At 56.2% G+C, this 20,191-nt stretch carries 21 protein-coding genes and 1 tRNA gene; 8 read left to right on the top strand and 14 right to left on the bottom strand.

Translation table 11 applies throughout. From position 1 onward, the window contains the following. Window positions 1-154 precede the first annotated feature (154 nt). Window positions 155-958: a TraB/GumN family protein gene (locus P2R09_RS06405; RefSeq protein ID WP_275768166.1), complete on the bottom strand. Its 804-nt coding sequence runs from the start codon at window positions 956-958 to the stop codon at window positions 155-157. A 70-nt stretch (window positions 959-1,028) separates the two neighbouring features. Next, a complete protein-coding gene (copA, locus tag P2R09_RS06400; RefSeq protein ID WP_275768164.1) occupies window positions 1,029-3,542 on the bottom strand; it encodes a copper-exporting P-type ATPase CopA in 2,514 nt (837 codons plus the stop codon). Window positions 3,543-3,639: 97 nt separating this feature from the next. Here copA and cueR point away from each other — a divergent pair, with 97 nt between their 5' ends. Beyond that, window positions 3,640-4,044 (top strand): Cu(I)-responsive transcriptional regulator, encoded by a 405-nt coding sequence (gene cueR, locus P2R09_RS06395; RefSeq protein WP_003849426.1) that lies wholly within the window; start codon window positions 3,640-3,642, stop codon window positions 4,042-4,044. On the opposite strand, the gene P2R09_RS06390 is transcribed toward cueR, so the two are convergent. The 5 genes from P2R09_RS06390 to tesA form a co-directional block, all read right to left on the bottom strand. Next, complete coding sequence (locus P2R09_RS06390; protein WP_275768161.1) at window positions 4,032-4,478, bottom strand: NfeD family protein; 447 nt, start codon at window positions 4,476-4,478, stop codon at window positions 4,032-4,034. The two genes, cueR and P2R09_RS06390, sit on opposite strands and share 13 nt — an antisense overlap. Further along, window positions 4,478-5,392, bottom strand: coding sequence for an SPFH domain-containing protein (locus P2R09_RS06385; RefSeq protein WP_003849430.1), 915 nt, complete (start codon window positions 5,390-5,392; stop codon window positions 4,478-4,480). Before P2R09_RS06385 ends, P2R09_RS06390 begins: the two co-directional genes overlap by 1 nt. Before the next feature lie 58 nt (window positions 5,393-5,450). After that, complete coding sequence (locus P2R09_RS06380; RefSeq protein ID WP_275768158.1) at window positions 5,451-6,308, bottom strand: co-chaperone YbbN; 858 nt, start codon at window positions 6,306-6,308, stop codon at window positions 5,451-5,453. A gap of 79 nt (window positions 6,309-6,387) precedes the next feature. Next, entirely contained in the window at window positions 6,388-7,161 is a 774-nt protein-coding gene (locus tag P2R09_RS06375; RefSeq protein ID WP_275768156.1) for an SDR family oxidoreductase, read from the bottom strand. A 30-nt stretch (window positions 7,162-7,191) separates the two neighbouring features. Continuing rightward, window positions 7,192-7,818 (bottom strand): multifunctional acyl-CoA thioesterase I/protease I/lysophospholipase L1, encoded by a 627-nt coding sequence (gene tesA, locus P2R09_RS06370; RefSeq protein ID WP_275768154.1) that lies wholly within the window; start codon window positions 7,816-7,818, stop codon window positions 7,192-7,194. Between tesA and ybbA the strand changes: the two genes are divergently transcribed. Then, window positions 7,786-8,472 (top strand): putative ABC transporter ATP-binding protein YbbA, encoded by a 687-nt coding sequence (gene ybbA / locus P2R09_RS06365; protein ID WP_010259059.1) that lies wholly within the window; start codon window positions 7,786-7,788, stop codon window positions 8,470-8,472. The genes tesA and ybbA overlap by 33 nt on opposite strands. Continuing rightward, the gene (gene ybbP, locus P2R09_RS06360) at window positions 8,469-10,886 is read left to right on the top strand and encodes a putative ABC transporter permease subunit YbbP (protein WP_275768150.1); all 2,418 of its coding nucleotides are present in this window, start codon (window positions 8,469-8,471) and stop codon (window positions 10,884-10,886) included. The genes ybbA and ybbP overlap by 4 nt, the downstream gene beginning before the upstream one ends. A gap of 83 nt (window positions 10,887-10,969) precedes the next feature. Here the strand turns inward: ybbP and purK are convergent, their stop codons facing one another. From purK to ppiB, 4 genes are all read right to left on the bottom strand, one after another. Further along, window positions 10,970-12,034 carry a 5-(carboxyamino)imidazole ribonucleotide synthase gene (gene purK / locus P2R09_RS06355; RefSeq protein ID WP_275768148.1) on the bottom strand — a complete coding sequence of 355 codons (1,065 nt, stop codon included), beginning with the start codon at window positions 12,032-12,034 and terminating at the stop codon, window positions 10,970-10,972. Next, a complete protein-coding gene (gene purE / locus P2R09_RS06350) occupies window positions 12,031-12,537 on the bottom strand; it encodes a 5-(carboxyamino)imidazole ribonucleotide mutase (protein WP_275768146.1) in 507 nt (168 codons plus the stop codon). The genes purK and purE overlap by 4 nt, the downstream gene beginning before the upstream one ends. Before the next feature lie 130 nt (window positions 12,538-12,667). Then, the gene (gene lpxH / locus P2R09_RS06345) at window positions 12,668-13,384 is read right to left on the bottom strand and encodes a UDP-2,3-diacylglucosamine diphosphatase (protein WP_003849446.1); all 717 of its coding nucleotides are present in this window, start codon (window positions 13,382-13,384) and stop codon (window positions 12,668-12,670) included. After that, entirely contained in the window at window positions 13,384-13,878 is a 495-nt protein-coding gene (ppiB, locus tag P2R09_RS06340) for a peptidylprolyl isomerase B (protein ID WP_003849447.1), read from the bottom strand. The genes lpxH and ppiB overlap by 1 nt, the downstream gene beginning before the upstream one ends. A gap of 212 nt (window positions 13,879-14,090) precedes the next feature. Between ppiB and cysS the strand changes: the two genes are divergently transcribed. Together cysS and P2R09_RS06330 are read left to right on the top strand one after the other, a co-directional pair. Next, window positions 14,091-15,476, top strand: a complete 1,386-nt coding sequence (cysS, locus tag P2R09_RS06335; RefSeq protein WP_008924928.1) for a cysteine--tRNA ligase — start codon at window positions 14,091-14,093, stop codon at window positions 15,474-15,476. A gap of 33 nt (window positions 15,477-15,509) precedes the next feature. Then, the gene (locus P2R09_RS06330; protein WP_275768142.1) at window positions 15,510-16,622 is read left to right on the top strand and encodes an AAA family ATPase; all 1,113 of its coding nucleotides are present in this window, start codon (window positions 15,510-15,512) and stop codon (window positions 16,620-16,622) included. Between the two features lie 27 nt (window positions 16,623-16,649). Here P2R09_RS06330 and ybcJ read toward each other — a convergent pair whose 3' ends face one another. Both ybcJ and folD read right to left on the bottom strand, forming a co-directional pair. Further along, a complete protein-coding gene (gene ybcJ, locus P2R09_RS06325) occupies window positions 16,650-16,862 on the bottom strand; it encodes a ribosome-associated protein YbcJ (protein WP_003849455.1) in 213 nt (70 codons plus the stop codon). Next, window positions 16,863-17,729, bottom strand: coding sequence for a bifunctional methylenetetrahydrofolate dehydrogenase/methenyltetrahydrofolate cyclohydrolase FolD (gene folD / locus P2R09_RS06320; protein ID WP_003849457.1), 867 nt, complete (start codon window positions 17,727-17,729; stop codon window positions 16,863-16,865). It lies immediately after the preceding gene. Window positions 17,730-17,901: 172 nt separating this feature from the next. Between folD and P2R09_RS06315 the strand changes: the two genes are divergently transcribed. The 3 genes from P2R09_RS06315 (at window position 17,902) to P2R09_RS06305 (ending at window position 19,252) form a co-directional block, all read left to right on the top strand. Continuing rightward, entirely contained in the window at window positions 17,902-18,405 is a 504-nt protein-coding gene (locus P2R09_RS06315; protein WP_275768139.1) for a DUF1198 family protein, read from the top strand. Window positions 18,406-18,499: 94 nt separating this feature from the next. Continuing rightward, a tRNA-Arg gene (locus tag P2R09_RS06310) sits at window positions 18,500-18,576 on the top strand. A 352-nt stretch (window positions 18,577-18,928) separates the two neighbouring features. Further along, entirely contained in the window at window positions 18,929-19,252 is a 324-nt protein-coding gene (locus tag P2R09_RS06305) for a hypothetical protein (protein WP_008924965.1), read from the top strand. On the opposite strand, the gene P2R09_RS06300 is transcribed toward P2R09_RS06305, so the two are convergent. Further along, window positions 19,249-20,067, bottom strand: a complete 819-nt coding sequence (locus tag P2R09_RS06300; RefSeq protein ID WP_275768137.1) for a DUF4225 domain-containing protein — start codon at window positions 20,065-20,067, stop codon at window positions 19,249-19,251. The two genes, P2R09_RS06305 and P2R09_RS06300, sit on opposite strands and share 4 nt — an antisense overlap. Between the last annotated feature and the right edge of the window lie 124 nt (window positions 20,068-20,191).

Below are 20,191 nucleotides of genomic sequence, written 5' to 3'. Positions count from 1 at the left end.
AAAATCTTATTGCGCAGATCCATGGAAAAAGGTGGCGAAATTTTGTTCTTTGCGTAAAATTGGCCTCGCGCCCGTAATCTGATTGCTGGCGATAACCAAAATCATAAACAAATTCCTCTTTGACGGGCCGATAACATTATCGGCTCTCTTTTTTTCAGGGCTTCTTCAGCATCTCAGGCAGATTAGCTTCGCCGTATAGATGCAGCGCACCCACCGCGACCACATAGTTTCCTGCCGCGAGCCCCCGCAGGCTGTTACACCATTGCGCATTGCGCTGACCGATCAATGTATCATTCAGCGCCTGACTAAACGTGGCGGGCAGGGTAATTTCCGGCTGGCGTGGCGGCGTATCGAGCCACCAGCTCACCATCATCTGCAGCAGTCGCGCATTGGTATGCCAGTGCAGCAGCGTATCCTGTAACAGCGCCATACCGTCATCCGGCAGTGCGGTCAGCAGGGCGATCTGTGCATCTGCGCCTTCCAGTTCAATCACCGGCTTGTTCAGACCTTTTGCTGCCTGCAGCAACTGATAATCGATGCCGTAGTCAGGTCGCAATCCCAGTCTTTGCGCCTGCTGTGCCTGTAACATCAGCGCCACCTGCCAGGCGGGCAGGTTATCCAGCAGGCTCAGGTTGAGACTCATCTCCTGGCACAGTGCGGTGAGCGTTTGCATCGTACTGCTCTCCAGCCGTGTCGCGAGTGCTGGACGATCGCCCCGGTGATCAAAGGGTGATCCACCCTGCGTAATATCCGCTTCCACTATGAGCGCATCCGCCTGCTGCAACCGATACAGCAGGCGCGGCGGCAATGGTTGCATGTCGCGCGTTCCCATATGGATGCTGCCCACCAGATGCAACTGACGATCGCCAAGCCGGACATCCATCGCAGGCCAGCGATAACTGGCGGGAAAAAGTTGGCTGATAAAGCCGCGCAGTGAGCGCCAGATGTTGCCTGTCATTCCCAATCCTTGCGGTTCAAAACGCCATGCTAGCGACTTCAGAGAACGAAAAACAGCGCTGAAAAGGCGATTACTGGCGCGGCGGCTGGTAACGCAGCAGGCGGTTTGCATTACTGACCACCGTTATAGAGGAGAGCGCCATCGCTGCACCCGCCACAATCGGGCTAAGCAGTGTACCGGTCAGCGGATAGAGCACACCCGCAGCCACCGGAATACCGATGCTGTTATAGATAAATGCGCCAAACAGGTTCTGCCGGATATTGCGCAGTGTCGCAGAAGCGAGCGCTAACGCATCTGCCACGCTGTTCAGGTCGGCACGCATTAACGTAATGCCTGCCGTTTCCACGGCGACATCGCTGCCGCCGCCCATGGCAATGCCCACCTCGGCCTGCGCCAGCGCAGGCGCGTCATTGATGCCATCACCGACCATCGCAACGCGGCGGCCCTGCTGCTGTAACGCTTCAATGGCAGCTGCCTTACCGTCCGGCAACACGCCAGCAATGACTTCATCAATACCGGCTTCGGCTGCAATGGCGCGCGCGGTATTTTCATGGTCACCGGTCAGCATAATCAGGCGATAACCCTGCTGATGCAGCCGCTTCAGGGCGGCGCCACTTTCTGGCTGAAGCTGATCGCGGAGCGCAATCAGACCGGTTAGCTGGCCCTGTTCCGCCAGTAACACCGGCGTTGCCCCCTGTTGTGTCAGGCGCGCAATCTCTGCTTCTGCCACCTGATAATCAATGCCGCTGTCGTGTAACAGCGCAGCATTACCCAGCAGCAGCGTTCTGCCATCCAGACTACCGCTGACCCCTTTACCGCGTATTGTACGAAATTGCGCTAACTGAGGCGGTTGCGTCAGTTTCGCTTCAGCGACAATCGCTTTCGCCAGCGGATGACCCGAGGAAAACTCCAGCGCGGCCGCAGTCGCTAACACGGATTCACGGCTGGCATCACCCCAGACCAGCACCTCGCTGACCTGCGGCTTACCGGCGGTGAGAGTACCGGTTTTATCAAACACCAGCGTGTCGATTTGGCTGGCGCGCTGCAGGGCATCGGCGTCGCGGACCAGCACGCCCAATTCAGCGGCACGTCCAACACCGGCAATTATTGACATCGGTGTCGCCAGTCCCAGCGCACAGGGGCAGGCAATAATCAGGACGGTAGTCGCGACTACCAGCATGTAAGCGATGTGTGGCTGTGGCCCGAACAGATACCACACTGCGCCGCTGAGCAGTGCAATCAGCACCACGACCGGAACAAAAACAGCAGAGATACGATCGGCCAGACGCCCCACATCCGGTTTGCTGCTCTGTGCCTGACGCACCAGCCGGATAATGCGCGACAGGGTAGTGTGATTCCCGGTCGCCCGGGCGATAAATTCAACCGAGCCGTCCTGCACCAGCGTGCCGGCGAAGATCGCCGCACCCGGATTTTTGCTTTGCGGCACCGCTTCGCCGGTGAGCATCGCTTCATCAAACCAGGCCTCACCCCTGACGATTTCACCATCGACCGGAACCCGATCGCCGGTGACCAGGCGCAGCGTCATGCCAGGCTGGACGTCGCTGACCGGGATCAGCCGGTCACCCTGTTGATCGACCAGCCGCGCCTGGGCCGGCGTCAGATCAAGCAGGCGTTCCAGCGCCTTAGACGATCGCTGACGCGCCCGCTGCTCCAGCGCATGCCCCAGATTGATCAGTCCCAGAATCATGACGCTGGCTTCAAAATAGAGATGGCGTGCCGGCGGCGGGAAAAAGTCGGGCCACAGCACCACGCTAAAGGAGTAGATCCAGGCGGCGCCTGTGCCGAGTGCCACCAGCGTATCCATGGTGGCGCTGCCATTGCGCAAACTGCGCCAGGCACTGCGATAAAAGTGGTTGCCGGTCACGACCATGATCAGCAGGGTTACGACGCCCAGCGTCAGCCAGGTGGTGTGGTTGCTGTCGGTGAGCATCATGTTGTTGCCCACCATGCCCCAGATCATCAGTGGCACGCCAAACGCCAGGGCGACAGCAGCCTGCCAGCTGAAACGCCGCATGGCACGGCGAGCGCTGTGCTGCTGTTTTTCACGTCGCTCCTGCTCGTCATCCACGACCTGCGCGCCATAACCTGCGGCATCGACGGCAGCCACAAGCTGGTGCGGGTCAGCATTGCCCAGCACCAGCGCGCTGCGTTCACCGAGATTGACCCGTGCCTGGCTGACACCGGTAACCTGCTGCAGCGCTTTTTCAACACGACTGACGCAACTGGCACAGGTCATGCCTTCAATCAGCAGCATATGGGCAGGCAACGCTTTTTCTGCCGGATGTGAAGCGGTCTCCGTTGTCAGCGCCTCCGGCGGCGGCTCCGATGCTGTCAACGGTTCAGACTTTGGGGAGGCGTCTGCTGTTTTCAGCGTGGCGTGATAACCCGCCTGTTCCACAGTAGCAATCAGCGCGGCCGCATCCGCCTGACCAGAAACCTGCGCTTCCTGTTGAGTGACCTCAGCCAAATCAACATCGTCGCGTTGTTCCAGCGCCTCTTTGACGCGTTTGACACAGTGACCGCAGGATAAGCCGTCGAGTGCCAGGGAAATAGTGTGTGACATAATCAACTCCTTCTGTAATCCCATTTGACGAATTGGTCAGTTCCGATTCATGCTTAAGCATAAACCTTCCATCAAGGGGAAGGTCAAGGGGATGCAAATGAACATCAGCGATGTGGCGAAAAAGACCGGGCTGACCAGCAAGGCGATTCGCTTTTACGAAGAGAAAGGCGTGGTGACACCGCCGTTGCGCAGTGAAAATGGTTACCGCACGTATAGCGGTCATCATATTGACGAGCTAAACCTGTTACGTCAGGCGCGTCAGGTGGGGTTCACGCTGGATGAGTGTCGTGAGCTGGTGGCGTTTTTCAATAATCCCTCGCGCCACAGTGCTGATGTCAAAGCCCGCACGCTGCAGAAAGCTGATGAAATCGCGGCCCACATTGAAGAATTGCATACCATGCGCGCACGCCTGCTGGCGCTGGCGGACGCCTGTCCCGGCGATGACAGTGCCGAGTGTCCCATCATCAATAATCTGGCCGGATGCTGCGGTCAGCGTGGCTGAATACGCAGTGTGATGCCCTCAATACCCACCACGACCACCGGTGTGCCCGCAGGCAGATCCCGATCTGCCTCAACACGCCAGCTGCTGTCACCGATGCGCACATGGCCGGTGCGGTTGTGCAGGGCGGTATCCAGAGTAAGCTGCAACCCGATCATCTGGCTGCCGCGCTGGTTCAGAGCGTTGGGTTTTTGATGCGCCTCGCGGTGGCGCATCCAGCGATACCACAAAAACACACACACCAGCGTCATCGCGGCAAACAGGGAACCCTGCGTCGTCCAGCTCACCGGCACAAACCATTCAATGAGGCCGACAATAACCGCCGCCAGACCGCTCCACAGCAGATAACCGCTGGTGCCCAGCATCTCAGCCGCCAGCAGTAATCCACCCAGCGTCAGCCAGAACCAGTGCGGGTGCGCGATAATGTCGGCCAGCATCAGCGTTTCGACTCAGTGCGTGAGTCCTTCAGCAGTTCACCGATGCCTGCAATTGAACCCAGCAGACTGCTTGCCTCCAGCGGCATCATGACGACTTTGCTGTTATTCCCCTCACCGATTTTTTGCAGCGCATCGGTGTATTTTTGTGCCACGAAGTAGTTGATGGCCTGAATATCGCCTGCCGCGATCGCTTCTGAGACCATTTTCGTGGCGTTGGCTTCTGCCTCAGCCTGACGCTCACGCGCCTCTGCCTGAAGGAATGCCGACGTACGTTCACCTTCGGCTTTAAGGATTTGCGACTGCTTTTCGCCTTCAGCGCGCAGGATTGCCGCCTGCCGTACCCCTTCGGCTGTGAGAATGTCGGCGCGTTTGGTTCGCTCCGCTTTCATCTGCGCATTCATCGCGCCAATCAGTTCCTGCGGCGGACGCACGTCACGAATCTCGATACGGGTGATCTTAACGCCCCACGGATTCGTCGCTTCATCCACGATGTGCAGAAGGCGGGTGTTGATGCTGTCGCGCTGTGACAGCATTTCGTCCAGCTCCATACTGCCAAGAACCGTACGCATGTTGGTCATGGTGAGGTTCAGGATAGCCTGCTCAAGATTGCTGACTTCATAGGCGGCACGCGCAGGGTCAACGACCTGAATAAAGCAGACGGCGTCGATGGTGACGTTGGCGTTGTCTTTAGAAATGATCTCCTGCGAGGGAATATCCAGTACCTGTTCCATCATGTTGATCTTACGACCGACACGATCCATGAACGGCACTACCAGGCTTAATCCTGGCTGCAGGGTGCGGGTATAACGGCCAAAACGCTCGACCGTCCACTGAAAACCTTGTGGCACGATTTTAACGGTCGCCCAGACCGCTACCAGTGCCAGAATAATCAGGGCAGGAATAACAGTAATCATACAACCTCCGCATTGTCAGATTAACGGGCCGAGTCGCTTCGGCCCGTGGTGCTGCTGTTTAGTACAGCAGGGAGTAGAGCTGGCGACGATAGCGCGCAGCCAGTGAATCGCCGGTACCCAGCGCTGCCAGAATTTCCTGTAGCATTTTACGCGCCTGGCCATCAGCGGCATTAAGATCGGATTTCAGGAAGCTGAACAGCAGTTCCAGTGCTTCGTCATTACGACCCACCTGATGCAGCTGTAACGAGAGTTTAGCAGCCAGTCCGGCGTTAGTCGGGTCCGCTTCCAGCTCGGATTGCAGCTGCTGAATCTCCGGCGTATCCGCAGCCTGTTTAAGCAGATCGATCTGTGCCATCAGGCTCTGATAGCGGGTATCCTGGTCCTGCAGCGGCACCACTTTCAGCACTGCCTCCGCTTCATCGCTGCGGTTCAGGGTAATCAGCACCTCCGCCAGCAGGAAACCAATTTCGCTGGACTGGTTGCTCAGCTGCCACGCATCTTTTAACAGTGGCAGCGCCTCCAGCGGTTTCTCTTCCTGCATCAGCGCCATCGCCTGCTGCGCTTTCAGCTCTTCTTCGCGCGGCAGCACTTTTTCCAGCAGGGCGCGGATCGCTTCTTCTGGCTGTGGTCCCTGGAAGCCGTCGACCGGCTGGCCATCCTGGAACAGGTAGACGGTCGGAATTGAACGCAGACCAAACTGCGACGCCACCCGTTGCTCTTTGTCACAATCCAGCTTTGCGAGGATAAACTGACCCGCGTACTCCTGGGCAAGACGCTCCAGCACCGGCGTCAGCTCCAGACAGTGCTGGCTGCGCTCAGACCAGAAGTAGAACAGCACCGGCAGCTGCATCGACTGCTCAAGGGTCTGCTGCAGGTTAGATTCGTTGATGTCGATGATAGAAGCTTGTGGTGACATGGATAAGTCTCTTTGCAAAAAGTGTTCTAAGAATATGGGGCCAACTGGCCCGGCTTCAAGCGCTATTACGCAGGGCTGATTAATGGCTGCGCAAAATGCGATCCAGCATCCAGCCAGGCAGTAACCGTTTCAACAGGCTCATTACGTGTGCGACCAGTGTCACCGGGTAGCGTAAACGTGGATGTTTACTATCGAGTGCGTGACGAAGTTTAGGCAGAATGGCTTCCGGTGGCAGGGTGAAGCGTGCCGCGATGCCGGGGTTACGCACCGGATTATGCTGTTCGCCCTGCGTCACATTATCGGTAAAGCGCGTCTCAATCGGACCAGGTTCTATCAGACTGACCCGAATGCCACTGCTGCGGACTTCCAGCCGCAGTGCATCGCTCCAGGCTTCCAGTGCATATTTACTGGCAGCGTACGCGCCCCGGCCTGGCGTGGAGATCAGTCCCAGCACCGAACTGGTATTCACAATGCGGCCATCGCCGCTGGCCTGCAGCGCGGGTAACAGCCGCAGCGTTAATTGATGTACACCGAAAAAGTTGCTGGAAAACTGCTGTTCAAGTTGCTGACGGGAAAGGGTACGAAGCGGTCCATAGAGGCCAAATCCGGCGTTGTTAAACAGCGCATCCAGACGGTTATCGCATAACGCGAGTATCGCATCTGCTGCCTGATCCAAGCTTTGAGGATCGTCCAAATCGAGCTGTAGCCCGATAAAACCCAGCGTGTTCATACGCGCGACATCGCCGGCTTTGCGACAGGCGGCGATCACCCGGTAACCTCGCGCCAGCAAATCGTGGGCGGCGACCAGGCCAATACCGCTTGAACAACCTGTAATCAGAATAGTTTTTTGCATTTATTTACCCTATTTGCGCATCCTGGCGCGTTACGGCTGCTTAACTAAGGGGGCCAGTTCTTTTGCCATTAACGCAGAGATAAACGGCTGAGCATCAGGATTCGGATGAATACCATCCTGCTGCATCCATTCGGGTTTCAGATAGACCTGCTCCATAAAAAAGGGCACCAGAGGAATGGCATGCTGCTGTGCGAGCTCCTGATAGATGCCGCTGAACGCCTCGGTGTAGCGGCGGCCATAGTTGGCGGGCAGACGGATCTGCATCAGCAAGGGTTTCGCATTAGCGGCTTTTACATCGTCGATCACTTTACTCAGATTCTGTGCGATAGCGTCGGGCGGAAAACCGCGCAGACCATCGTTACCGCCCAGTTCGATTAACACCCATTGCGGCTTATGCTGTTTTAATAGCGCAGGCAGGCGCGCCAGTCCCTGGGCAGCAGTATCACCGCTGATGCTGGCGTTGACCACTTTCGGTTTCTGCTGCCACTGCTTATCAAGCAGGCTGGGCCAGGCCGCAGTGGCAGACATGCGATAGCCCGCACTCAGGCTGTCGCCCAGCACCATCAGGGTATCTGCAGCAGCAAGACGGGATACCAGCAGAAGAATCAATAACAGGAAGGGATAATGCCAGCGGAAAACATTGTTGAAGTTCATCATCTTACTAAGTCCGTCGGTCAGGGAGAGCATCAGTTAACCATCCTCACCGGAGTTGAGTTGGTTGTCAAACCAGCCGAGACCATTGCGCTGATTGGCGAGTCGGGTTCCGGTAAGTCTACCCTGCTGGGCATTCTGGCCGGGCTGGACGATGGCAGCAGCGGTGAAGTGCATCTGCTGGGTCAGCCGCTGCACCAGATGAATGAAGAGCAGCGTGCGGCACTGCGCGCACGACAGGTTGGTTTTGTGTTTCAGTCATTTATGCTGGTACCGACTCTGAATGCGCAGGAAAACGTTCAACTGCCATCACTGTTGCGCGGCGACAGCGATCGCCAGAGCCGCGAACAGGCGCGTGAACTGTTGACGCTGCTCGGGCTGGGTGAGCGTCTGCATCATCTGCCCGCCCAGCTTTCCGGCGGCGAACAGCAGCGGGTCGCGCTGGCCCGCGCCTTCAGTGGTCGTCCGGGCCTGCTGTTTGCCGATGAGCCCACCGGCAATCTCGATCGTAAAACGGGTGACCGAATTGCCGACCTGCTGTTTTCCCTTAATCGCGACTTCGCCACCACGCTGATTCTGGTGACGCATGATGAACAGCTGGCGGCGCGTTGCGATCGTCGATTGCGGCTGCGTGACGGAAAATTGTGGGAGGAGCAATGATCTGGCGCTGGTTCTGGCGCGAGTGGCGCTCCCCCTCACTGCTGATCGTCTGGCTGGCTCTGACGCTGGCTGTAGCCTGTGTACTGGCGCTGGGCTCGATCAGCGATCGTATGGAAAAAGGGCTGAATCAGCAGAGTCGTGATTTTATGGCGGGTGACCGCACGCTGCGTAGCACTGATGCTGCCCCGGAAGCCTGGCTGGAAAAAGCGAAGGAAAACGGCCTGACAGTCAGTTCTCAACTGACTTTCATGACCATGACTTTTGCCGGTCAGTCGCCACAACTCGCCTCAGTCAAAGCGGTCGATGATCGCTATCCGATGTTTGGCACCTTACAGACGCAACCTCCGGGGCTGAGACCGCAGGCAGGCACCGCGCTGGCAGCACCGCGCCTGATGGCGCTGCTCAATCTGAAAGTGGGCGACACGCTGGAAGTGGGAGATACCCAGCTGCGCATCAGCGGCGAGGTAATTCAGGAGCCGGATGGCGGCTTTGACCCATTTGAGATGGCGCCACGTCTGCTGATTAACCTGGCAGATGCGGCAAAAACCGGTGCGATTCAGCCGGGTAGCCGCATCACCTGGCGTTATAAATTCTCCGGTAATCCTGACCCGCTGGCCAGCTATGACCGCTGGATTGAGCCGCAGCTGAAGGCGGATCAGCGCTGGATCAGCGTGGAGAACACGGAAGATGCGCTGGGCCGTTCGATGCAGCGCGCGCAACAGTTCCTGCTGCTCTCGGCCTTGCTGACGCTGATGCTGGCGATTGCAGCCGTGGCGGTCGCCATGAGTCACTACTGCCGCAGCCGCTACGATCTGGTGGCGGTGCTGAAAACCCTGGGTGCGACGCACGGCGCGTTGCAGCGCTTAATCATCGGTCAGTGGCTGGCGGTGCTGCTGCTGGCGGCGATTGCCGGTGGCCTGGTGGGGCAGGGCGTGGAAGCGATCCTGATGGCGATGCTGAAACCGGTATTGCCTGCCAGCTTACCGGCAGCCAGCGTCTGGCCGTGGATCTGGGCAGTGGGTTCATTGTTTGTAATTTCGCTGCTGGTGGGACTGCGTCCCTATCGTCTGCTGCTGGCAACCCAGCCGTTGCGGGTACTGCGGCGCGATGCGGTGGCAAATCTCTGGCCACTGAAGTTCTATATTCCGGTAATGATCGTGGTGGTCGTGACGCTGTTAGCGCTACTGGTCGGCGGCAGTAAAATGCTCTGGGCGCTGCTGGCGGGCGTGGTGGTGCTGGCGGGATTACTGGCGTTACTCGGCTGGGGAACGCTGCTTCTATTGCGTCGGCTGGTGGTGCGTAATCTGGCGTTGCGACTGGCAATCAACCGTCTGCTACGGCAGCCTGGCATGACGCTGAGCCAGCTCGCCGCGTTTTCACTGTCGTTTATGCTGCTGGCGCTGCTGCTGGTAATGCGTGGCGATCTGCTGGATCGCTGGCAGCAGCAGTTACCGGCGGATAGCCCGAACTTCTTCCTGTTGAACATGACGGCCGATCAGGTGCCGCAGGTGCGTGACTTCCTGCAGTCGCATCAGATCACGCCCGGGACCTTTTACCCGATTGCGCGGGTACGGCTTAGTGAACTCAATGGCAAACCGGCCGATCCGAAGCTGGATAACGCCCTGAACCGTGAGCTCAACCTGACGGAACTGGCCGATCGCCCGGATCACAATCCGCTGGTGGCAGGCAACTGGCCACCAAAAGCGGGTGAAGTGTCAATGGAAGTGGAACTGGCGGATCGGCTGGGGCTGAAGCTCGGCGATACCCTGACGTTCGACGGCGATACGCAGACGTTCAGCGCTCGTATTACCAGCCTGCGTAAAGTGGACTGGGAAAGCCTGAAGCCGAACTTCTTCTTTATCTTCCCGCCGGGTGCGCTCGACAGCCAGCCGCAGACCTGGCTCACCAGCTTCCGCATGGAGGCGAACCCGGTTCTGCTGGCGCAGCTGAATCGTGCTTTTCCGGCGCTGAGTCTGCTGGATATCGGCAGCATCATGCAGCAGATCGGTCAGGTACTGACGCAGGTCAGCCGGGCGCTGGAGATCATGGTGGTACTGGTCACGGCCTGCGGTGTGTTACTGCTGCTGGCGCAGATTCAGGTCGGGATGCGGCAACGCAGGCAGGAGCTGGTGGTCTATCGCACGCTGGGTGCGGGCAAAAGACTGCTACGCACCACGCTGTGGTGTGAGTTTGCTCTGCTCGGCGTCGTCTCTGGCGTGGCGGCCGCGATGGGAGCAGAAGCGGCGCTATGGGGATTACAGACAAAGATTTTCGATTTCCCGTGGCAGCCTGACTGGACATTATGGCTGGCATTGCCGTTGTGCGGCGCGTTGCTGTTATCGCTGTGCGGTGGCTGGCTTGGGATTCGGTTACTGAAAGGGAAGGCGTTGTTCAGGAAGTTTGATGCGGCATAAGGCAGGGCTGACTAAGGCGGCATGAGGCCGCCTTTGACCTTTATCCGGAACGCCCCCAGAACCCGCAAGCGGGTAACGGGAAACTACAGCTTTTCAACGGCCCAGGCGATGCCGCTGGCGTACTCTTCCGGGAGCAGGTGCACCAGCGCATTCAGTGCTGCTTTAAGCCGACCGGCATCGCTGTCGGTCAGATTCAGGTGACCCACTTTACGGCCCGGACGCACCTCTTTGTCGTACCAGTGCAGATGCACCAGCGGCTGCTGCAGCCAGCTGAGATTCACATCGGTGCCGATCAGATTAACCATTACCGACGGCGCAAATACCATCGGCTGTGGCAATGCCAGACCAAGAATGGCGCGCAGATGCAGCTCAAACTGGCTGATCGACGCACCGTTCTGCGTCCAGTGACCACTGTTGTGCACGCGGGGCGCCAGCTCATTAATCAGCAGTCCGTCAGGCGTAACGAAACACTCCATTGCCATTACGCCAACGTAATTCAGTGCCTGCATAATGGCGCTGAGCATCGATTCAGCCTGCTGCTGCTGAGCCTGGTCTGCCTGCGGAAACGCTACACTGGTGCGCAGAATGCCATCCTGATGCAGGTTATGCGTCAGCGGATAGAATACAACGGTGCCATCGTGACCGCGTGCGCCCACCAGTGAGACTTCACCGGAAAAGTTGATGCCCTGCTCAACGATACATTCGCCGTAGCACGCTTCCGGTAGCTGATGCGTCTCATCAGCACGCAGACGCCACTGACCCCGCCCGTCGTAACCGCCGGTGCGGCTTTTCACGATGGCCAGTTCGCCCAGCGAGTCAAACACTGCCGGCCATTCGCTTTTATCGGCCAGCAACTGCCATGGCGCGGTGGCAAGCCCCAGCTGGTCCAGCAACTGTTTCTGCGTCAGACGATCGGCCAGACGCGGAAAAATATCACGGTTAACAAAGGCCGGATGGCTGGCCAGTTCGCGCGTCAGCGCGGTCTCGGGCCAGCGTTCGATTTCGGCGGTGATGACACTGTCGGCGATTGGCAGGGAAGCAGGATCGGCCTCCAGACCCACCGGATAGACCGCGATGCCCAACGGTTCACCTGCCTGACGCAGCATACGACCCAGCTGGCCGTTGCCCAGTACGCAGACCGGCTTCATGCATCCACCCGCGGATCAGGATGGTTCAGCACCTCATCGGTCTGGCTCTGACGCCAGGTAGTCAGGCGTGACGCCAGCCCACTGTCATGCAGCGCCAGAATCTGGGCGGCCAGCAGCGCGGCATTGGCTGCGCCTGCTTTGCCAATCGCCAGCGTTCCGACCGGAATGCCGCGCGGCATCTGCACAATTGAATAGAGGCTATCCACGCCGCTTAGCGCAGCGCTCTGCACCGGTACACCCAGCACTGGCACCAGAGTTTTTGCCGCCAGCATACCTGGCAGATGCGCTGCGCCACCTGCGCCAGCAATAATCACCTGAAAACCGTTATCGGCTGCCGTTTCGGCAAAGCTGAACAGTTTATCCGGGGTACGGTGCGCAGAGACTACTTCAACATGAAAAGAGACGTCCAGGCTGGTAAGGATCTCAGCGGCGAACTGCATGGTGGCCCAGTCACTTCTGGAACCCATAACAATGGCGATGCGGGCCGGGGCGTTGGATGACATGCGGTCAACTCCTGTGAATAGACAAACAGACCTGGCCGGGCGGACAGGTTTTGAAGGGCACCGAGAATAGCATGAGAAGCACGCAAGGAAAACGGTTGCGTCCCGCTAACGTCCGGGAATTAACCGCAGATTAAAAGTCGAAATCGATGAGCTGAATGCCGCTGGCGTCGAGCTGAATCATGGAACCCCGGCTGTGCCAGGCACCCAGCACCGCGCGTTCCGCCGTTTCACCCTGCAGGTTCAGCGTATGAATGGCCGGGCGATGAGTATGACCGTGGATCAACAGCGGCACCTGCTGACGCAGCATAGCGGCAGTGACCGCCTCCTGGTTTACATCCATGATGGTCTGGGATTTGTGCTGGTTTGCCTGTTTACTGTCGGCTCGCATCCGGGCCGCAATGCGTTTGCGGATCCTCAACGGCAGCGCCAGGAACAGTCGCTGGATCCAGGGATTGTGCACTTTGGCACGAAAGCGCAGATAACCCGCATCGTCGGTGCAGAGCGTATCGCCGTGCATGATGAGCAGCCGATGGCCGTAGAGCGTCAGCACCTGCTCTTCCGGCAGCAGCGTCATGCCGCTTGCGCGCGCAAAGCGTCGGCCAATCAGGAAGTCCCGATTGCCATGGATGAAGAAGACCGGAACCGGGAGGGCGCGCAGGGCGCGGGCAATCTGCTGATGCAGAGGATTGGGATCGTCGTCACCAATCCAGGCTTCGAACAGATCGCCGAGAATATAGAGCGCGTCGCAGTGGGGCGCTTCGCGCTGTAAAAAATGCAGAAAACCGGCGGTAATCGCCGGTTCTTCCTGACACAGATGGAGATCTGCGATAAACAGCGTGCGCGACATTACTCGCTGACGGTCACTTTCTGGATAACAACATCATCTTTTGGCACATCCTGATGCATGCCGCTGCGGCCAGTAGAGACTGCTTTGATTTTCTCGACCACATCCATGCCTTCAACCACTTCAGCGAACACGCAGTAGCCCCAGCCCTGAACGCTTTCGTCACGGAAGTTCAGGAAGTCGTTGTCAGCTACGTTGATGAAGAACTGTGCGGTGGCAGAGTGCGGTGCAGAAGTACGTGCCATTGCCAGCGTACCTTTGGTGTTTTTCAGACCGTTGTTCGCTTCGTTCTGAATTTCGGCTTTGGTTTCTTTCTGCTTCATGCCCGGCTCGAAGCCGCCGCCCTGAATCATAAAGCCGTTGATTACGCGGTGGAAAATGGTGTTGTCGTAAAAACCTTCACGGCAGTAATCCAGGAAGTTCTGTACGGTTGCCGGCGCTTTATCATCGAAAGTTTTGATTACGATATCGCCATGGTTCGTCTGGAAAGTTACCATTTTTGTCGTCCTGTAAAGGTTGTCATCAGTTGCTGAGGTCGCGGTGTCGATTGGCGTACCCCTTTTTGTCGACCGTTCTTATATCATAATTTCCAATGACGCGTCAGCAGCACGGCGCAGTTGGCTTGCTTTGCGTCGCGCGAGCGATAAAAATACGGCACAATGTCTGGATACTTAAAAGTGCCAACCACACGCGAAAACGGAACCGTTCAATGCTTAAGATTTATAACACCCTGAGTCGACAGAAAGAGGAATTCAAACCCATTCATGCCGGTAAAATCGGGATGTATGTTTGCGGCATCACGGTGTATGACCTCTGTCACATTGGTCATGGGCGGACGTTCGTGGCATTTGACGTCGTGGCGCGCTACCTGCGTTACCTCGGTTATCAGCTTAATTATGTCCGTAACATCACTGACATTGATGACAAAATCATCAAACGCGCCAATGAAAACGGCGAGAGTATCGAAACCCTGACTAACCGCATGATCGGCGAGATGCACAATGACTTCGCTGCGCTGGGGATCCTGCCGCCCGATGAGGAGCCGCGCGCGACCCGTCACATCGCTGAGATTATCGAGCTGGTGGAAAAGCTGATTGCTCGCGGTCACGCCTATGTAGCGGACAATGGCGACGTGATGTTCGATGTGCTCAGCGACACCGATTACGGCGCGCTGTCGCGTCAGGATCTGGAGCAGCTGCAGGCGGGCGCACGCGTTGAAGTGGCCGATGTGAAGCGCAATCCGATGGATTTTGTGTTGTGGAAAATGTCCAAAGCGGATGAGCCAGCCTGGTCATCGCCGTGGGGCAACGGGCGTCCTGGCTGGCACATTGAGTGTTCTGCGATGAACTGCAAACAGCTGGGTACGCATTTCGATATCCATGGCGGCGGTTCAGACCTGATGTTCCCGCACCATGAAAACGAAATCGCTCAGTCGAGCTGCGCCCATGACGGCCCTTACGTCAATTACTGGATGCACTCCGGCATGGTGATGGTTGACCGCGAGAAGATGTCCAAATCACTCGGCAACTTCTTTACCGTGCGTGACGTGCTGCAACATTATGATGCGGAAACAGTGCGTTACTTCCTGATGTCCGGTCACTATCGCAGCCAGCTTAATTACGGCGAAGATAACCTGAATCAGGCGCGTGCGGCGCTGGAGCGTCTCTACACGGCGCTGCGTCACACCGACAGCAGCGTGCCTGCAAGCGGCGGCGACGCGTTTGAAGCGCGTTTCCGCAGCGCGATGGATGATGATTTCAACACCCCGGAAGCCTACTCTGTGCTGTTCGACATGGCGCGTGAAGTCAACCGTCTGAAAAGCGAAGATGGTGCTTCAGCACATGCGCTGGCGTCTAAACTGCGCGAAATGGCTAACGTGCTGGGTATCCTGCAGCAGGATCCTGAGCTGTTCCTGCAAAGCGGCGCGCAGGTGAATGATGAAGAAGTTGCCGAGATTGAGCATTGGGTGAAGGCTCGTGCCGATGCACGCGCTGCCAAAGCTTGGGCAGAAGCGGATATCGCGCGTGACAAACTAAACGCGCTGGGTGTCATCGTCGAAGATGGGCCACAAGGGTCCAGCTGGCGTCGAAAATAAACCGGAGAGGGCGAGCAATCGCCCTTTTTTATTATGGCGATTGAACAGATTCAGATCCGCGGCTTCCGCTCAATACGGAACCTGACGCTATCGCTTCAGCAGCTGAATGTGGTGAGCGGTCCCAACGGCTGCGGTAAATCCAACCTCTATAAAGCGGTGCGGTTGCTGCATGAGGCTGCCAGCGGTAGTCTGGCGCTGGCGCTGGCGCTGGCTGAAGAAGGCGGCATCCAGAAAGCGATGTGGGCAGGTGGTTTGCGCCGGGGCGATCGCCGACACGATCCAAAGCGACTGGAGCTGGCGGTGGTAATGGATGATATGGATTACCAGCTGGAGATTGGTTTTCCCGAGCCACTGTCGACAAGCCTGTTCAATCTGGATCCGCTGGTGAAGCAGGAACGGCTCTGGCTCAGCGGCCAGCGACATCGTCCTTCTGCCTGCATCATGCAGCGCGAAAACCAGACCGCCTTTCTGCACAACGTTGAAGGTGAGCGCGTCGCCTATCCGGCAGTATTGCATCCGGAGGAGTCACTGTTTGGTCAGCTTGGCGAACCCCATCTTTATCCGGAGCTTTCGCAACTGCGTGAACGTCTGCAGCAGTGGCGCTTCTACCATGAGTTCGCGGTCTGGCCCGGCTCACCCATTCGTGCGCCGCAGATTGGTGTGCGTGCGCCGGTGCTCGCTCACGATGGCCGCAATCTGGCGGCGGCCTGGGCGACCATCGTGGAGCGTGGTCATTCAGAGCTGTTGTTTGAGGTAATGGCGCAGGCGTTTCCCGACTGCCAGTTTGACGTCGAGGTGCAGAACGGCCGTTTTCAGATGCTGATGTCCCGTCATGGCATTCTGCGTCCGCTGGAGAGCGCGGAGTTTTCTGATGGCACGCTGCGGTTTCTTTGTCTGGTTGTGGCGCTGCTCAGCCCGCGTCCACCCGCCTTTATGGCACTGAATGAACCGGAAAACAGTCTGCATGAGGATTTGTTGCCTGCGCTGGCGCGTTTAATCGCCGAAGCCAGCGATTACAGTCAGCTCTGGATCACCAGCCATTCACCCCGACTCGCAACGCTGATTGCGCAGCATACGGCGGTGAATCATATTGCACTGGAGCAACAGGAAGGGGAGACGCGTGTGAAAGAGGATGAACCGCTGTAATAGCGTCCCCGCAGGGACGCTCCGGAATTACTCGACCACAGTGATGCGGAAACCCGCAAATTCCACGGTCTGACCGGCTACGATCTTGCAGCGCTTACGGGTTTCAACCGCGCCATTCACCTTCACTTCACCCTCGGCAATCACGACTTTCGCCTGTGCACCGCTCTGAACCCAGCCTTCCAGCTTTAACAGGTCACACAGATCGACATGCGGGAATTTACCCAGTGAAAAACTTGTCATTTAAAAAACCTCTTTATCATGAAACTCTTCGCACGCCTGCAGCGTGTTTTGAATCAATGTTGCTACTGTCATTGGACCCACACCGCCCGGCACCGGGGTAATGTAAGATGCGCGCGCTGATGCGCTGTCATAGTCAACGTCGCCTACGACTTTGCCGCTCTCCAGACGGTTAATGCCCACGTCGATAACGATCGCACCGGGTTTGATCCAGTCGCCCGGAATAAAGCCTGGCTTGCCCACAGCAACGACCAGCAGATCGGCGTGCTCAATGTGATGACGCAGATCTTTGGTAAAGCGATGGGTAACCGTTGTAGTACAGCCTGCGAGCAAGAGCTCCATGCTCATCGGACGACCAACGATGTTGGATGCCCCGACCACCACAGCGTTCAGGCCGTAAGTGTCAATGTTGTAACGCTCCAGCAGCGTGACGATACCGCGTGGCGTGCAGGGACGCAGGGTTGGTGCACGCTGACACAGGCGGCCGACGTTATAAGGGTGGAACCCATCGACATCTTTGTCAGGCGTAATCCGCTCCAGCACTTTCACGTTATCGATGCCCGCTGGCAGCGGCAGCTGTACCAGAATGCCATCGATTTCATCATCCTGATTGAGCTTATCGATCAGCTCCAGCAGCTCAGCCTCGCGGGTGGTGGCAGGCAGATCGTAAGAGCGGGAGTGGAAACCAACCTCTTCACAGGCGCGGCGTTTGCTGGCCACATAGATCTGCGAAGCCGGATTTTCACCCACCAGAACCACTGCCAGACCTGGGGCACGTTTTCCGGCCGCCAGACGCTGCTTCACTTTTTCCGCAACCTCAACGCGCACCTGCTGCGCAATCGTTTTACCGTCAATAATTTTTGCTGCCATCAGAGAGGAAATCCACTGTGTTGTGTTGAATCGGGGAAGGGCGCTATTTTGTCAGAAGCGTGGGCTGCTGTCAGTTACAGTTTCAGCCGTGTATGCGCTTTCCGATGTTTTCGTCGCGACGATGCCAGCCTGCATGCGTATGATATCTGCAGGACAATCCGGGGACGATGTAATGATTTGGATAATGCTTGCGACTCTGGCGGTGGTATTTGTTGCTGGATTTCAGCTGCTCACCGCGGGCTCACGCCACGCCGCCCAGCGGCTCAGCAAACGACTGCAGCTGCCAACGGTACAGGTGGAATCAATGATCTCTATGATGGGAAAAGAGGCCGCGAAAGAGTTTACCGACTATCTCAGCCACGATAATGAAACGCATCTGCATAATGGCGCAGTGGTACTGCTGATCTGGCAGGTGTTGATTGTTGATGGCAGCGAGGAGAACAGCCAGCGCTGGCATACGATTATCAGTCGCGCCGGTTTTTCACCGCTTATCAGCCGCCAGCAGCTGCTACTCGCGCTGGGCTTTCTGCGCCAGCTGGAACCGGACAGTCAGGAACTGCACGCACTTCGTGAGCAATACAACGCGCGCTTCACATCACAAGGGATTGAGCTGGAAGGAGAATTGACCGGCAGCAGTAAACTCGTGTCGCTCAGCGAATGGCGCAGTCGTCACTGACGCCAATTGGTTATTCCCGCAGCACTTCGCTGCGGGGAAACGGCAAAAACGTTGACGTACCCGCTTCCCGACGTATAATCCGTGCCATCTCCATGCGCCCTTAGCTCAGTTGGATAGAGCACCGGCCTTCTAAGCCGTAGGTCACAGGTTCGAATCCTGTAGGGCGTACCAAATTCTCTCCTCTTTTTTGCATACTGAGACTCTTTTTTCTCTATTGTCAGTATGATATCTCAACATTTTACTCTTATTTATGTTCAAAAAACGAATTGCCCGCATTACTCGCATGGCTGTTTGGATAGGTTAGTATTTTTCTGTGCTTACGATCTGCTTATTGTGCATGCTGTTTTTTGCATATAGCATTTTAATATCATGCGCAATTGCATGGGTATGATGTTCAGGCAGAGCCTTCTGAGGTGAGGAAACGTTGATACCAGTGCTGGCCAGGTAAGCAGGTTGGTTAGCATGTGTCTCCTTCACTGTGCTATATTTCGCACGTATCGCAACGTTATTCAGGATGAATCAGATGAACGAATTTGAGCAAGAACTCTATAATAACGGCTTCTCTGCTAAAGATATCGGTAAGCTCAAGAGCATCATTAAAAAAGACGAATCAAAAAAAGATACACTACAAAGCCTCGTTATTGATTTGAGTAAACGCTTCTGGGGCGGTGTCATTGCTCTTGTTATTTTGCTACTTATTGGACTGGATGGCATTTTCAATGCGGATGCTTCAAATGCCATTCCATATATTATTGTTCTGACGTTTGCATTTCTTGTGGTCTATTTTGTGACTCCTCTGAACCTCTCCTGGAAAGCTAACAGGTTTATCAGAAAAACCAGAGGTTAGTTTTGTGCAGGGCTATTTTGCATTTGGTATAGGTTCAAACCTACTCCAGCCCCCTTATAGGCTGCTCCAGCGCCTTTTAAGGCAAGTGCTGGTTTACTCATAACCTGAACCTTGCGGTAATAGTCTGTTGGCAGATATTTGTATAGCCGCCATGCTTCTGGCTTCAAAGTCAGTTTGAAAATGCCATAGTATGAGGTTGTCAAATCAACTACCTGATAGGCTAACAAACCGAGTCGCTTATCAAAACCAAAAAAATCTGCAACATCTTCATATTTATCTCTTATTGGGTTCGATGGGTGAGGCACACCGCTGAGTTTTCCTATGCTCTCAATCCCTGATCCCACTCCATTCATTACCAGGGTCGAACCCGCTACAACACCTAAAATATTACCTGTAGTGACAGAACATACAATCAGACCGACACCAGCCACGATTTGCAAGCCACTTAACACCACTCCGATCCCATTGATGACATATCCAATGACCTTTTCATGGTCATGATAAAACTGCACCGAAGACGATACGACAGCTTCACCGGTCCTAAGCATTCTGTCCTGAATCTTGAGATGCTGACTTTCCTGCTTAAGATTCTGAATGCACTCCTGACACTGATCGTCAGAATTTGAAGTACGAATGGTATGGATCTGTAAACGAGCGAACTCGCGCACCTCATCCTGGAATTTCAGTTTTACAAGAGCATCCTTGAGGTGAAATTGAGAAAGTGAAGTGGCTATGTTAACTAAATGATTAGCTTCAAGATTTGCCATCGTCAGAAAGTAGTTTGAGAGTCTTTTTGTGTCCCAGTAGTTGTCCATAACAGTGCCTCTGTAAAAACGTGGTCTCACTAAACGTGATTTTCAGATCCTAAAATAGCTAGAGTTGTATGGGATCACAAATTGAGGTGTGCAAGTTTTGCAATGCTGAGCAATTTATCGATGA

Origin of the sequence: Pantoea sp. Cr_R13, assembly GCF_029222565.1 — a bacterium.
Classification (GTDB): Bacteria; Pseudomonadota; Gammaproteobacteria; order Enterobacterales; family Enterobacteriaceae; genus Pantoea; species Pantoea eucalypti.
This window is presented reverse-complemented; position numbering and strand designations above follow the sequence as displayed.

Bases quoted from the DNA above. Each gene is read 5' to 3' on its own strand.
- P2R09_RS06405 (WP_275768166.1), bottom strand. From the start codon at position 958: ATGACAGGCAACATCTGGCGCTCACTGCGCGGCTTTATCAGCCAACTT.
- copA (WP_275768164.1), bottom strand. From the start codon at position 3,542: ATGTCACACACTATTTCCCTGGCACTCGACGGCTTATCCTGCGGTCAC.
- cueR (WP_003849426.1), top strand. From the start codon at position 3,640: ATGAACATCAGCGATGTGGCGAAAAAGACCGGGCTGACCAGCAAGGCG.
- P2R09_RS06390 (WP_275768161.1), bottom strand. From the start codon at position 4,478: ATGCTGGCCGACATTATCGCGCACCCGCACTGGTTCTGGCTGACGCTG.
- P2R09_RS06385 (WP_003849430.1), bottom strand. From the start codon at position 5,392: ATGATTACTGTTATTCCTGCCCTGATTATTCTGGCACTGGTAGCGGTC.
- P2R09_RS06380 (WP_275768158.1), bottom strand. From the start codon at position 6,308: ATGTCACCACAAGCTTCTATCATCGACATCAACGAATCTAACCTGCAG.
- P2R09_RS06375 (WP_275768156.1), bottom strand. From the start codon at position 7,161: ATGCAAAAAACTATTCTGATTACAGGTTGTTCAAGCGGTATTGGCCTG.
- ybbA (WP_010259059.1), top strand. From the start codon at position 7,786: ATGCCAGCGGAAAACATTGTTGAAGTTCATCATCTTACTAAGTCCGTC.
- tesA (WP_275768154.1), bottom strand. From the start codon at position 7,818: ATGATGAACTTCAACAATGTTTTCCGCTGGCATTATCCCTTCCTGTTA.
- ybbP (WP_275768150.1), top strand. From the start codon at position 8,469: ATGATCTGGCGCTGGTTCTGGCGCGAGTGGCGCTCCCCCTCACTGCTG.
- purK (WP_275768148.1), bottom strand. From the start codon at position 12,034: ATGAAGCCGGTCTGCGTACTGGGCAACGGCCAGCTGGGTCGTATGCTG.
- purE (WP_275768146.1), bottom strand. From the start codon at position 12,537: ATGTCATCCAACGCCCCGGCCCGCATCGCCATTGTTATGGGTTCCAGA.
- lpxH (WP_003849446.1), bottom strand. From the start codon at position 13,384: ATGTCGCGCACGCTGTTTATCGCAGATCTCCATCTGTGTCAGGAAGAA.
- ppiB (WP_003849447.1), bottom strand. From the start codon at position 13,878: ATGGTAACTTTCCAGACGAACCATGGCGATATCGTAATCAAAACTTTC.
- cysS (WP_008924928.1), top strand. From the start codon at position 14,091: ATGCTTAAGATTTATAACACCCTGAGTCGACAGAAAGAGGAATTCAAA.
- P2R09_RS06330 (WP_275768142.1), top strand. From the start codon at position 15,510: ATGGCGATTGAACAGATTCAGATCCGCGGCTTCCGCTCAATACGGAAC.
- ybcJ (WP_003849455.1), bottom strand. From the start codon at position 16,862: ATGACAAGTTTTTCACTGGGTAAATTCCCGCATGTCGATCTGTGTGAC.
- folD (WP_003849457.1), bottom strand. From the start codon at position 17,729: ATGGCAGCAAAAATTATTGACGGTAAAACGATTGCGCAGCAGGTGCGC.
- P2R09_RS06315 (WP_275768139.1), top strand. From the start codon at position 17,902: ATGATTTGGATAATGCTTGCGACTCTGGCGGTGGTATTTGTTGCTGGA.
- P2R09_RS06305 (WP_008924965.1), top strand. From the start codon at position 18,929: ATGAACGAATTTGAGCAAGAACTCTATAATAACGGCTTCTCTGCTAAA.
- P2R09_RS06300 (WP_275768137.1), bottom strand. From the start codon at position 20,067: ATGGACAACTACTGGGACACAAAAAGACTCTCAAACTACTTTCTGACG.